Origin of the sequence: Lacihabitans sp. LS3-19 (genome assembly GCF_024343575.1) — a bacterium.
GTDB lineage: Bacteria > Bacteroidota > Bacteroidia > Cytophagales > Spirosomataceae > Leadbetterella.
Genome location: NZ_RJUA01000009.1, coordinates 88,912 through 102,276, shown reverse-complemented (window position 1 = coordinate 102,276; position 13,365 = coordinate 88,912). Strand labels below are relative to the sequence as shown.

12 protein-coding genes are annotated in these 13,365 nt (G+C 33.0%); 6 read left to right on the top strand and 6 right to left on the bottom strand.

Annotation, left to right across the window (positions count from 1 at the left end; genetic code table 11):
- Genes EGI22_RS09695 through trmB form a run of 4 tightly spaced genes read left to right on the top strand, consistent with a single transcriptional unit; the run spans window position 1 to window position 3,898 of the window.
- The gene (locus EGI22_RS09695; protein ID WP_255068069.1) at window positions 1-960 is read left to right on the top strand and encodes an SPOR domain-containing protein; all 960 of its coding nucleotides are present in this window, start codon (window positions 1-3) and stop codon (window positions 958-960) included.
- Window positions 961-968: 8 nt separating this feature from the next.
- A complete protein-coding gene (locus EGI22_RS09690) occupies window positions 969-1,919 on the top strand; it encodes a hypothetical protein (protein ID WP_255068068.1) in 951 nt (316 codons plus the stop codon).
- A gap of 7 nt (window positions 1,920-1,926) precedes the next feature.
- On the top strand, window positions 1,927-3,225 hold the full coding sequence (locus EGI22_RS09685; RefSeq protein WP_255068066.1) for a folylpolyglutamate synthase/dihydrofolate synthase family protein: 1,299 nt from the start codon (window positions 1,927-1,929) through the stop codon (window positions 3,223-3,225).
- Between the two features lies 1 nt (window position 3,226).
- Window positions 3,227-3,898 (top strand): tRNA (guanosine(46)-N7)-methyltransferase TrmB, encoded by a 672-nt coding sequence (gene trmB / locus EGI22_RS09680; RefSeq protein ID WP_255068065.1) that lies wholly within the window; start codon window positions 3,227-3,229, stop codon window positions 3,896-3,898.
- A gap of 36 nt (window positions 3,899-3,934) precedes the next feature.
- On the opposite strand, the gene gap is transcribed toward trmB, so the two are convergent.
- A complete protein-coding gene (gene gap, locus EGI22_RS09675) occupies window positions 3,935-4,945 on the bottom strand; it encodes a type I glyceraldehyde-3-phosphate dehydrogenase (protein ID WP_255068064.1) in 1,011 nt (336 codons plus the stop codon).
- Between the two features lie 391 nt (window positions 4,946-5,336).
- Here gap and EGI22_RS09670 point away from each other — a divergent pair, with 391 nt between their 5' ends.
- Together EGI22_RS09670 and EGI22_RS09665 are read left to right on the top strand one after the other, a co-directional pair.
- A complete protein-coding gene (locus EGI22_RS09670; protein WP_255068062.1) occupies window positions 5,337-6,155 on the top strand; it encodes a 2,3,4,5-tetrahydropyridine-2,6-dicarboxylate N-succinyltransferase in 819 nt (272 codons plus the stop codon).
- Window positions 6,156-6,595: 440 nt separating this feature from the next.
- Window positions 6,596-7,024 carry a helix-turn-helix transcriptional regulator gene (locus tag EGI22_RS09665; RefSeq protein WP_255068060.1) on the top strand — a complete coding sequence of 143 codons (429 nt, stop codon included), beginning with the start codon at window positions 6,596-6,598 and terminating at the stop codon, window positions 7,022-7,024.
- 280 nt (window positions 7,025-7,304) lie between these two features.
- On the opposite strand, the gene EGI22_RS09660 is transcribed toward EGI22_RS09665, so the two are convergent.
- The 5 genes from EGI22_RS09660 to EGI22_RS09640 all read right to left on the bottom strand — a co-directional run bounded on the left by EGI22_RS09660 (window position 7,305) and on the right by EGI22_RS09640 (window position 13,342).
- Window positions 7,305-8,708, bottom strand: coding sequence for a lipopolysaccharide assembly protein LapB (locus EGI22_RS09660; protein ID WP_255068059.1), 1,404 nt, complete (start codon window positions 8,706-8,708; stop codon window positions 7,305-7,307).
- Between the two features lie 82 nt (window positions 8,709-8,790).
- Window positions 8,791-11,388 (bottom strand): DNA gyrase subunit A, encoded by a 2,598-nt coding sequence (gene gyrA / locus EGI22_RS09655; RefSeq protein WP_255068057.1) that lies wholly within the window; start codon window positions 11,386-11,388, stop codon window positions 8,791-8,793.
- 87 nt (window positions 11,389-11,475) lie between these two features.
- Window positions 11,476-12,153, bottom strand: coding sequence for a tRNA (guanosine(37)-N1)-methyltransferase TrmD (gene trmD, locus EGI22_RS09650; RefSeq protein WP_255068055.1), 678 nt, complete (start codon window positions 12,151-12,153; stop codon window positions 11,476-11,478).
- Window positions 12,143-12,688: a ribosome maturation factor RimM gene (gene rimM / locus EGI22_RS09645; RefSeq protein ID WP_255068054.1), complete on the bottom strand. Its 546-nt coding sequence runs from the start codon at window positions 12,686-12,688 to the stop codon at window positions 12,143-12,145. The genes trmD and rimM overlap by 11 nt, the downstream gene beginning before the upstream one ends.
- A 63-nt stretch (window positions 12,689-12,751) precedes the next feature.
- Window positions 12,752-13,342 carry a 30S ribosomal protein S16 gene (locus tag EGI22_RS09640; protein WP_255068053.1) on the bottom strand — a complete coding sequence of 197 codons (591 nt, stop codon included), beginning with the start codon at window positions 13,340-13,342 and terminating at the stop codon, window positions 12,752-12,754.
- Window positions 13,343-13,365 lie beyond the last annotated feature (23 nt).

The window sequence follows — 13,365 nt, the reverse complement described above, 5'->3', positions numbered from 1 at the left end:
ATGTTTAATATTCAAAAAGAAATAGAACAAGTCATACAAAATCAAGACTTTATCGTTTTGCCTAATATTGGTGCGTTTATTTCTGAATATTCAAAACCTTACTTTGATGGGAATCAAGAAATTGTGCTTCCCATCAAGAAATTAGAATTCAACGAAGTAATTGATAAAGATTTAGATGGTAAATTAATAGAATTGATTCGCCAAAACTCAAAACTACCTGAAGATTTAATAAAAAGTGAGTACACTGACTTTTTGAAAAAATTCAGAGCGGAAATTGTTCTTAATAAAAAATTTAATTGGGATGGAATAGGGATTTTTTATAGAGATGAAGAAAACAAAATAGTTTTTTTCCCAGAAACTATCGAACAAAAAATTGAGATTGGCAAACTTACAGAAGAGCCAAAAAAGCTTTTCCAAATACAGGAAAGAGTAAGTTTTCATGATATTGAAGAACAAGAAGAACTTGAAATATTCGAAAAGAAAAGGACTTATTCAAAAATTTTCCTTTATTTAATACCTTTGTTTTTGCTATCTTCGATTTTAGCTTATTCAATCTTCATTAAACCTTCTCAAAAAAAGTCAGAGAAAAAAAATATGGTTGAAGAAATAGATTCTTTGGCTAATCTTCAAGTTAAAGTACTTAATGATACTTCATTATCATCACAAAAACTTGTAATTTCTCAAGAAAAGAAGAATGAAAAGTTAATTGAAGATAAGAAAACACAAAAAATAAAGGACAATAAAAGCTATGTAGTTAGCATTGGAGTTTTCAGCAAAAAGGAAAACGTAGATAATCTAGCTTCGTATTTAGCAGAAAATGGATTTCCAGCAAGAGTAAGACCATTAGGAAAAAAGTATAAAGTATATGTAGTTGCTAGCTCTGAAGCTCAAGCCTTAGAGTATGTAGATAAAATTGAACAATTAACGGAATTAAAACCCGTTTATGAAAATAATAACTAAAGTTTATTTTGGAAACAATACAAAATTTAGAAAAAGATAATCATCAATCAAAGGCTATTGGTATTAGCTTAACGCTATATGCAATTATTTTAGCTTCATTGTATCTTATAAAAATAGTTTATGAACCTAAAGTTGAAATCATAGAAATGGGGGTTGACCTCAACTATGGCGTTGACTTAGTAGGTTCTGGAGATATTCAAACTACTAATAAGGCCAATAGCTCTAAAAATAATTATGATGTAAAACCAGAGGCTAGCAAAAGTGTTACTAAACCAACTCCAGTTAAATCAACTCCACCGAAACCAGTTGCAGCAGCTGTAAAAACACCGCCAGCCCCATCGAACGTATTGACTTCTGACGAAGATTCAAAAGTAACGGTAAAAAAACCGACTGAAACAACTAAACCAGTTTCAAAGCCAAGTACAGAGGTAAAAACGACTTCAAAAGCACCAACGCCAGTTACAGCTCCTCCTACACCTCAAAGAACTGTAGATAATGGCTCAATATTCAAGAAACCAACTGGATCTTCAGGCTCAAATGGGACAACAGGTACCAAATCTGGAGTTGGAGGAAATAACAATGGAGACGGAAAAGCAGGTGAGGTCGGGGATAAAGGTGACCCCAGAGGAACTTTAGACGGCAAAAGTCTTTATGGAAATCCAGGAAAAGGTGGAGGTAGTGGTGCCTCAGTGAGCATATCAGGTTGGAAAAATAGAGGCCCTTTGAATATAACCAAAGATAATTCAAGTGAAACTGGAAGAATTGTTTTCAAAGTAGTAATTGACGAAACAGGAGATATAATCAGTATCAATGTTGCGGAAACTTCGGTAAGTCCTTCAGTGACGAATTACTATAAAGGCCAAATAACTAAAAAACTAAAAGCCAATTTGATTCCTGTAGGAACTCCAAACTCTAGAAATCCAGGAACAATAACTATAAATATAACGAGAGGGGCTTAAAAAGACCATGACATACGATGAAACTATTGAATACTTGTATGCAAAGCTGCCAGTGTTTCAAAAAATAGGATTAAAAGCCCTAAAACCTAAACTTACCAATATTATTGCTTTATGCGAAGCACTTGGTAATCCCCAAGATAATTTCAAAAGTATCCATGTTGCTGGCACCAATGGCAAGGGTAGTACTTCTCACATGCTAGCATCTATTTTAATAGAAAAGGGCTTAAAAGTAGGTCTTTATACCTCACCTCATCTTAAAGATTATAGAGAGCGATTTAGAATTAATGGAGAAATGGCTCCAAAATCTTATATTATTGAATTCATCGAGAATTACTCAGAATTAATTAAAAAAATAAAACCTTCATTTTTTGAAGTATCAGTAGCAATAGCCTTCAAATTTTTCAGTGATGAAAAAGTTGACATTGCAGTAATTGAGGTTGGGTTAGGAGGGAGGTTTGACTCTACTAATATAATTAGCAATTTACTTTTCTCACTTATTACTAATATTGGTTATGACCACATGGACATACTTGGAGATACACTTGAAAAAATAGCATTTGAAAAAGCGGGCATAATAAAAAAAGGCATTCCGGTAATTGTATCTGAATATTCGGTTGATACCTACAAGGTTTTTGAAGATGAAGCAAAAAAAAATAATTCTGAAATTAAATTTGCTTCTAAAAACTTTGATATTTTCCAAGAATCTTCTGATTTACAAACACTTAATCTTGATATTAGAAATATATATTCCCAAGAAATTTTCAAATTATCCTCTGGTTTAGTAGGTCAATACCAAAAAAATAATATTATTGGGGTACTTGAAGCATACACTTTATTAAATAAACTAGGATATAATTTAAGCAAAGAGCATTTAATAAATGGAATTAAAAACGTAATAGTTAACACCTCTTTAAAGGGTAGATGGCAAATCCTGCAAAATAATCCATTAGTAATTTGCGATACCGGTCATAACGAGCATGCATTAAAAATCACATTAAATAAACTTTTTGCTAATCAAAATTCAAAAATTCATTTAATTTTGGGCTTTGTAAAAGATAAAGATTTAGAAAAAGTTTTCAGTTTACTCCCATTAAATGCAAATTATTATTTCTGTGATTTTGATTCTTTTAGAGCTTTAAAAGCCTCCGAACTCCAAAAAGAAGCACTAAAATACAATTTTGAATCAAAAATATATAACAATGTAAATCAGGCGTTAGAGCAGGTGTTATCAAATTATGCTAAGTCTGAGGATATAGTATTTATTGGAGGTAGTACTTATTTAGTTGCCGAATTAAACAATATTTAAAGTGTCGAGAAAAAAATTACCAAGGTTCGAGCATAATATTATAGCTTCAAATGTAATCGAGAGAGGAAAAGAACTTTATACAACCATTAAAGGAAAATGGAAAGAAATCTACTTTAAAAATGACAATCCTATAACGCTAGAATTGGCGTGCGGGAAAGGAGAATATACTGTTGGATTGAGTAAGCAATTCCCTGAAACTAATTTTATAGGAGTAGATATAAAAGGGGATAGAATAGCTAGAGGAAGTAAAAAGGCTATAGATTTAGGCCTGACAAATGTGGCCTTTCTAAGAACTGGAATTCAATATTTAGATGAATTTTTTGAGCCTAATGAAGTTGATGAAATATGGCTCGTTCACCCAGACCCTCAGCCAAGAGACAAAGAAGAAAAAAGAAGGCTTACAAATCAAAAGTTTTTAGATATATATAAGATTTACTTAAAAAGCGAAGGAATTTTCCATTTAAAGACTGATAGTTCATTTTTATTTGAATATTCTTTGGATTTAATAATGAAAGATCCTGAATTCGAAATAATAGATTATACCAATGATTTATACAATTCTGACTTAAAGGAAGGTCATTATGATATTGTTACATATTACGAAAAACTTTTTAACGAAAAAGGTTCTTCAATAAATTATCTGAAAGCAAAACTTATAAAAAAAGCCTCTTAAAAGAGGCTTTTTTTATAACTACAATTTTTACGGAAATTACTTAATTAATCCAGCAAAATAATGTACTGTACGTACTAACTGAGAAACATATGACATTTCATTGTCATACCAGCTAACTACTCTTACCAATTGAGAATCGCCAACTGTTGATACTTTTGTTTGGGTTGCATCAAATAATGATCCAAATCTAATTCCGATAATATCACTACTTACAATTTCATCTTCTGTATATCCAAAACTGTCGTTTGAAGCTTTTTTCATTGCTGCATTAATTTCAGCTACTGTGGTTTTCTTACCAATAATTGCTGTTAGTTCAGTCAATGAACCTGTTAGTGTAGGCACACGTTGAGCAGAACCGTCCAGTTTGCCTTTTAATGAAGGCAATACTAAACCAATTGCTTTTGCAGCACCAGTACTGTTAGGAACAATGTTTTGAGCTGCAGCTCTTCCCCTTCTTAAGTCACCTTTTGCGTGAGGAGAGTCCTGAGTATTTTGGTCATTTGTATAAGCATGAACTGTAGTCATTAAACCATTTACAATTTCAAATTCATTCTCTAATACTTGAGCCATAGGAGCAAGACAGTTAGTAGTGCAAGATGCACCGCTAATTATTGTCTCAGAACCATCTAATATATCGTGGTTTACATTGAAAACAACTGTTTTTAAATCACCAGTTGCTGGAGCAGATATTACAACTTTTTTCGCACCTGCCTTAATATGAGCTGAAGCAGATTCAGCACTAGTAAAGAAACCTGTACATTCCAAAACTACGTCTACATCATGATCACCCCATGGAATCAATGATGGATCTCTTTGTGCATAAACATTAATAGTGTCACCATTTACAATTATTGCACTGTCTGTAGCCTCAACAGTTTGGTCAAAACGACCTTGAGCAGTATCATATTTTAATAAATGTGCTAATGTCTTAGGACTAGTTAGGTCATTAATTGCTACAACGTCAATTCCTTCCATATTGTAAATTTGACGATAAACCAATTTTCCAATACGTCCAAACCCATTAATTGCTACTTTGATGTCTTTCATTCGTTATTATTTTTTTGAGTAAAAAAAAAGATGTGCAAAATTATAAATAATATAAACGATTACCAATGTCAATTAAAATAATTTCAATAAATGTTATTGTATAAAAGAAAATTTGCTATAAAAATCACTTAAAGTACAATTGCTAATCTCTCTTGAAGATATACTAATCTTGATAGTAAAATTTATTCTCTTTCTGTTCAATTTACTAATACCTTCCTTTTATATTTGCAATTCAATTCGGCCAAAAACAGAATATTATTTGGCTTTGTAAATTAAAATTCTAAAGTTTCGATTTTAACTGATTTTAAGCAGTTTTACTGGCTATAAATCAAAAGAATAGATTTATTTTAATTGAGTTATACTATATTTATTTTTTCTTTAAATTATACAAATGCAAGAATTAGAAAAGTTGATTTTGTCTGCTTGGGACAATAGGGAATTATTAAAAGACTCCAAAGTAGTAGATGCCATTAATGAAGTGGTTAAATTAGTAAACGATGGAAAACTGAGAGTTGCTAATTTAAATAGCGAAAACAAATGGATTACTAACGAATGGATTAAGAAGGCTATAATATTGTATTTCCCTTTAAGGCAAATGGAAGTTCAAGAAGTTGGAATTTTTGAATTTCATGATAAAATGCAATTAAAAAATAATTATAAAGAACTAGGCGTTCGAGTTGTACCTCCTGCAGTAGCAAGATATGGAGCATATATTGCTCCAGGAACAATTCTTATGCCAAGTTATGTCAATATCGGGGCTTATGTTGATAGTGGTACTATGGTCGATACATGGGCAACAGTGGGAAGTTGTGCTCAAATAGGTAAAGATGTTCATCTAAGCGGGGGAGTCGGCATAGGTGGTGTTTTAGAGCCTGCACAAGCATCTCCAGTTATTATTGAGGATGGAGCTTTTATTGGATCAAGGTGTATAGTGGTTGAAGGTGCACATATAGCTAAACGAGCTGTGTTAGGTGCTGGGGTAACAATAACTGGAAGTTCTAAAATTATAGATGTAACAGGGCCTGAGCCTGTTCAGTATATTGGCTATGTACCGGAAAATTCAGTTGTAATACCTGGAACAATAAATAAAGACTTTCCAGCAGGTACATATGGTGTCCCAGTTGCATTAATAATAGGTAAAAGAAAAGCTAGTACAGACTTAAAAACATCTTTAAATGAGGCTTTACGAGAAAATAATGTAACTGTCTAAAAACAAGAATTTTGTTATATTAAAAAGGCTTTCAAATAATTTTGGAAGCCTTTTTAATTGCTGGAAAAAAGATTTTTTTTATTTGAAGGCAAACTGCTATGCTATTCTGTTGGTTTTCTGTATGAACAAAAAAATGAAAAAGGGCATTCAAATAATATTGAAGCCCTTTTAAATTGTCTAATTGAAATGGATTTGATTGCAATGTTGTTATAAGAAAGCATATAAGTCAGTACAAATGTAAACTGAAAGTTTTATTACTTCCAAATTCTTTTTAATATTTTTTTTATTCTAAATTCCCAATCCTAGAATAGTTATATTAGTCTAATAATCAATCTGTTACTATTTACATATGTAAATTTTAATTCGTTTGCAAATGTAAATTTTAATGATTACATTTGTAAACTAGTTTAAAGAATTGTTAATTTACGCCTGTTACATTTGTGAACAATAACTTAAAAGATAAGATAGAAAGCCTAATAATAGGCCTTGGACTCACCTCAACGCGTTTTGCAGATTATATTGGGGTAAATAGACCAATCATTAGCCATATACTTTCTGGGAGAAATAAACCAAGTTTAGAGATTATTCAGAAGATTGTCTCAAAATTCCCAGAATTGGGCTACAATTGGATATCTGATGATGAGTCTATCGATATGGAAATAGTGGACCAAATCGTTAAAAATAAGGACTTTAATGCCTTATTTTCTAGCTTTTATTCCTCACGAGAATCGAATGAAAATAAATTACTTGATAATGATGCAGAAATATCAAATTCTCAGGCTTCTAAGAGTGGTCAAAAAACAATTCAAAAGATTTTAGTTTTTTACACTGACAATACATTTAGCCAATTTGATCCATATAATATTTAGAATTCCAAGATAATATTTTTCTTATATTTAACCCGATTAAATCTTAACAGCTCACATGGAAATTACTTATCAAAGAAATGCAAGTACTTTTTCCATTTACTCATTTATCTCAAGTTAGACTTTCTCAAATATTGTTTTTTTTCAATTCTATTTTATATTTCCTATTTTCATTTTTTATTGAAAACTCAAGATAATAAGAAATTTTATATTTGTTATATAATTTATATTATGTTAAATAGATTCATTAAAAAATAGGCCACTATTTCAAGTGGCCTATTTTTTAGTTTTTACATTGGCCTAATATTCTATCCAAGTTTTTTAAATTCTCGATAACTAAATCATCATCTGGCTTTAAAGACTTACACTTATCAAAATATGGTTTAGCAGTATTAAACTGTGAACAAGCTTTCATTTCAATTTCCTTTCCAGAAGCTTGGTAAGTTTTCATATCCATAGCATCAACTAGTCTTTTGGTTTCTACAGCCTCATTAAAGTACATAACGGCCATATTAAAATTAGCATCATAGTTGTCAGCGTCAAGAGCTAAAGTCTTTTTATAAATTTCAAAGGCCTTAGATTTGTATTCTTGAAAACTTGCTTGATAGCTCGGAAGTTTAGCTAGAAGGTCAGCATTTACTTTATTTCCTTTCTTTTCTGCAATTTGATTATTCAAACCTACTATTCCCTCTTCAATTTCAGTTTTTGTACTAGTTACCTCAGCAATTCTTTTCTTAGTTGCTGCTGCTGTTTTAGGTTCTTTTTTCAATTTCGCAGTTAAAGAAGCTATTTCACCTTCGTATATCGGCAATTTATCCTTTTCGATTGCCAATTTTTTCTCTAAATCGTCTGTATTTGACTTCGCTAATTGCTCTTTAATTTTCTGAGCCTCAATATTAGCGTCTTGTGCTTTACTGTCATACAAAAGGCCAAGATTGGTTAAATTCAAGGCATTATTTGGTTCTGCTGCCACCATTTTCTCTAGATCTCCAATTGCACCATCGATATTGTTTGAAGATATATAAGTATTGATAATCTCATTTTTCAGATCTTTATCAGCCGGATGTACCTCTGCTCCTTTTTTTAATACTTCTATAGCCGCAGGGAAGTTTTTCTCAATTTTGTAAATTTGAGCTAAACTATAATATACAGCTGGATCTTTTCCTCCATTAGCAAAATAATTCTTAAAACTTGCTATGGCTCCTACATTATCGCCTAGGCCTTGAGCAACTATTCCAGCATAAAGTGCTGCAGTAGAATCTTTTGAATTAATTTTTGAGCCTTGATTAAAGAATTTACCAGCCATTTCCATGTTTTTGGAATTGTAATAGGCTGCTCCTTGCTGTATAAAAGCATTTCCAAGCTTACTGTCAGCTAATGCTTCCTCAATTGCTTTAGATTTCTTTCCACCTGCAGCGTTTTCGACTTCTAATGCTTTTTGAAAAGTGTCATAAGCTTTTTGAGCAGCCATTGAATCCGATCCACATCTTGAAGCTAAATCTTGATAAGCCTCAGCTAATTTAACCCATGTAGCACTTTTAACAGCTTGTTTCGGGTTATTTGTATTTTTAATGCTTTTCTCTATGGCATCAACATATCCTTTACATTCAAGTTCCTTCAAAGGATCTTGAGCAATTGAATTGAAGGAAATCAATCCAACAAATGAGGCTAAAATAAGTTTTTTCATTTTTAAATATCGAGTTTTGTTTATCTTTAGACTATTAAATACTATTAGGTTTATTTTATTTTAATACGTTAACAATTCATTATTATTCTTCTGACGTTTCAGTCTCATCCGTTTCAGGAGACTCACCAGATGCTGTAGGCTCAATAGATGTTGGTAATTCTCCATCTACAACCACAATAGCTTCACCTTCTACAATCTCTTCTTCATCTTCTTCCCGAACTATTCTTGATACAGATGCAATACCATCTTTGTCACTTAATTTTATAAGTTTTACACCTTGCGTGTTTCTACCCATAATTCTTAAATCAGCAACGTGCATTCTAATTGCAATTCCCCTATTGGTTATTATCATCAAATCGTCTTCGTCAGTAACTTCTTTGATAGATACTAAATTTCCAACTTTTTCAGTAATATTAAGGGTTTTCACACCTTTTGCTCCTCTTGAAGTTATTCTGTAATCATCAATATCAGAGCGTTTACCATAACCTTTTTCAGAAACTACCAACAGTTGAGCGTCTTCTCTACCAACACAAATCATTCCGATTACGTGGTCGTTTTCAGCCAAAGAGATACCTCTTACACCTGTAGCTCCCCTACCCATTGGTCTGATACCAGCTTCACTAAACCTAACTGCTTTACCACCACCAGCGGCAATGATAATATAATCACTACCATTTGTTAAAGCCACATCTATTAATGTATCTCCTTCATTGATATTGATTGCAATTATACCATTTTGTCTTGGTCTAGAGTAGAGCTCTAATAATGTTTTCTTAACTGTACCTTTTCTGGTACACATTACGATATAATTATTTTTGATATAATCTTCATCCGTAAGCGTTTTGACATTCAATACCGCTTTGACTTTGTCATCAGATTCTATATTGATCAAATTTTGAATAGCTCTTCCTTTTGATGTTTTATTACCTTCTGGCGTCTCAAATACCCTTAGCCAATATAGTTTTCCTTTTTCAGTAAAGAACAAAAGATAGTTATGATTGGTAGCGGCAAAAAGGTGCTCTGTGTAGTCTTCATCTTTGGTCTTGACGCCTCTGGATCCTGTACCTCCTCTACTTTGTGTTTTATATTCAGCAAGATTGGTCCTCTTAATATATCCTTGATTCGAAATCGTAACGAGCATTTCGTCATCAGGAATCATATCTTCGATATTAAATTCTGCTCCAACCATTTCAATTTTTGATCTCCTGGCATCGCCATATCTCGATTTAAGATCTTGCAGGTCAGTTTTTATGATTTCCTTTTTCTTTTCTTCAGAAGCCAATATTGAATTCAATTCATCTATTAATTCTTTTATCTGCTTGTACTCTTCCGTAATTTTATCTCTTTCAAGTCCTGTTAACCTTTGCAATCTCATGTCAAGAATTGCTCTGGCCTGAATTTCCGAAAGATTAAAATTAGACATTAAACCTGCTCTTGCTTCATCAGGGTCTTTGGAACCTCTAATCAATGCAATTACTTGATCTAGATGATCTAAAGCTATTAACAAACCTTCTAAAATATGAGCTCTTTTTTCGGCTTCTTTCAAGTCATATTGGGTACGGCGAGTGATAACCTCCATACGATGCTCCACATAGTATTTTATTAAATCTTTAAGATTTAATGTAACTGGTCGGCCTTTTACAAGAGCAACATTGTTAATACTAAAAGAAGACTGTAATTGAGTAAATTTATAAAGATTATTGAGTACAACATTTGGAACAGCATCTCTTTTTAGATCATAAACTATTCTAAGTCCTTCTCTATCAGACTCGTCTCTAAGGTCTGATATACCTTCAATTTTTTTCTCATTGATCAATTGAGCAGTTTTTTCAATCATATTGGCTTTATTAACCATATATGGAATTTCAGAAACTACTATTTGCTCTTTTCCTGTTTTCGATACTTCAAAATTGGCAACAGAACGAATCACTATTCTTCCTCTACCATTTTCAAATGCAGATTTAACACCTGAATATCCATAAATAATTCCTCCAGTTGGAAAATCGGGAGCTTTGATAAACTGCATTAAACCTTCAATATCAATTTCAGGATTTTCAATATATGCAGCAATACCATCACAAACCTCATTCAAATTATGAGGAGCCATGTTTGTGGCCATACCAACTGCTATTCCAGAAGTACCATTTAGCAATAAATTCGGAATTCTAGCCGGTAAAACTGAAGGCTCAGACAATGAATCATCAAAGTTGGGTTGAAAATCAACAGTTTCTTTGTTGATATCAGAAAGCATTTCTTCGGCAATTCTTTTCAATCTAGCCTCGGTATAACGCATTGCAGCAGGTGAATCTCCATCTATTGACCCAAAGTTTCCTTGACCATCAACCAAAGGATATCTCAATGACCATTCTTGTGCCATCCTTACCATAGTGTCATAAACTGACGAGTCACCATGAGGATGATATTTACCCAAAACCTCTCCTACTATACGAGCTGATTTTTTATATGCTCTATTGTGATAAACACCTAATTCAGACATTCCAAAAAGGACTCTTCTATGCACTGGCTTGAATCCATCTCTTACGTCTGGTAATGCCCTTGAAACAATAACTGACATTGAATAGTCAATGTAAGCACCTCTCATTTCATCCTCTATATTAATCGGGATTATGGTACCGTGATTATGTGTACCTAAGTCTTGATCTTCGCTTTCTTCTGCCATAAATTCGGGTGAAGGATTCTATTAAAATTTAGTAAATTATATTATATTAATTTCCCCAAAAATACAAAATTCTTGTTTTATTTCCAATCATTTTTTTAATAAATCGGGTCTACGCTGGGTAGTTTTTTCGACTGACTTTTCAAACCGCCATTCGTTGATTAAACGCTCATTTCCAGAGGTCAAAATTTCAGGCACTTTATAGCCTTCAAAGTCAGAAGGTCTAGTATATACTGGGGGAGCCAGAAGATTATCTTGGAAAGAATCCGTAAGAGCAGAGGTCTCATCATTTAAAACTCCTGGAATCAACCTTACTATTGCATCAGTTAAAACAGCAGCAGCGATTTCTCCACCTGAAAGCACGTAGTCTCCAATAGAAATCTCCATGGTTACAAACATTTCACGAACCCTTTCGTCAATTCCTTTGTAATGCCCGCAAATAAGTAGTAAGCTTTGAGATAACGAAAGCGTGTTGGCCGTTTTTTGATTTAAGGTTTTACCATCAGGAGTCAAATAAATAATCTGGTCGTAAGTGATTTTTTCTTGAAGCGTCCTAATCAAACTCGCCAATGGCTCTACCATAAGAACCATACCTGCCCCACCACCATATTGATAGTCATCGATTTGGCGGTAATTTCCTATTCCACAATCTCTTAAATCATGCGTATAAATTTCTACAAGCTTATTCTCTTTGGCATTTTTTACAATAGATTGGGAAAAAAAGCCATCTATCAAGCCTGGTTGACAAGAAATAATATCAATCCTCATCTTTTTTTGGTGTTAAATAAATATCCAAAAGCCCATCCGGAATTTTAACTGAAATAGTTTTTTCAATATGATTAACAGCTATTAAGAAATCATCGACAATAGGTATTAAAACCTCAACTCCGTCAATATCAACCGCGAACAAATCTTGACCTGTACTTTCATAAATTGCAAGTATCGGCCCAATGTTTTGTTTAGAACCTGTATCTCGAATTTGATATCCCACCACTTCATGGTAATAAAACTGCGTACCTTTAAGCTTAGGCAAGGCGGTAATTGGCAAATATGCCTCAGCGTTAATAATATTATCGGTTGCCTCAATAGAATCTATTTCTTCAAACTTAACTATTGATTTTTTACCTCTGACTTGTATCTGCTGGATAATAAAAGGCACTAATTGGCCTTTAATTTCAAGGAATAGTGCCTCTAGATTGGAATAATACTCAGGTACATCCACATCTAACCAAATATTAACCTCGCCTTTTAACCCATGAGGTTTTGTGATTTTTCCGAGTGAAAAACAATCAGATTTTTGCATATTTTAAACTAAAAAAAATCCCCGCCTTACAGCGAGGATTTATGTAATGTACTTTACAAAGTATTATTCAGCAGCTGGAGTTTCCTCAGCAGCTGGAGCTTCTTCTACAGAGGGAGCTTCCTCAGTTGCAGCCTCAACAACTTCTTCCGTAGTTTCTTCAACCACTTCAGGAGCTGGATTTGAAGCAGCTATCAATGCTTCTTCCGCTTTTTTAATTGCAGCAGCTTTGTCTTCTTTTTTCTTACGCTCAGCCTCAAAAGCAGCAGATTTACTAGCTTCTTTAGAAGAATTCAATTTAGAGATTTTCACAGCTCTTGCTTCTTCTTTGGCACTTACCCAAGCAGCGAATTTTTCGTCAGCTTGCTCTTGTGTTATGGCTCCTTTTTCAACACCAATTTGAAGGTGTTTTTTCATCATTACGCCGTTAACACTTAAAATTTTTCTTGTAGTGTCAGTTGGCTGTGCTCCTACTTGTAACCAATACAAAGCTCTATCACTTTTCAAAGATAGAATTGCTGGAGTAGCGTGAGGATTGTACTGACCAATTTTCTCGATAAATTTACCATCACGTGGTGATCGAGCATCTGCAACAACGATGTCATAAATAGGCATTTTTTTACGACCTCTTCTTGCTAATCTGATTTTAACTGCCATTTGCTTGTTATTTTATTTGTGGG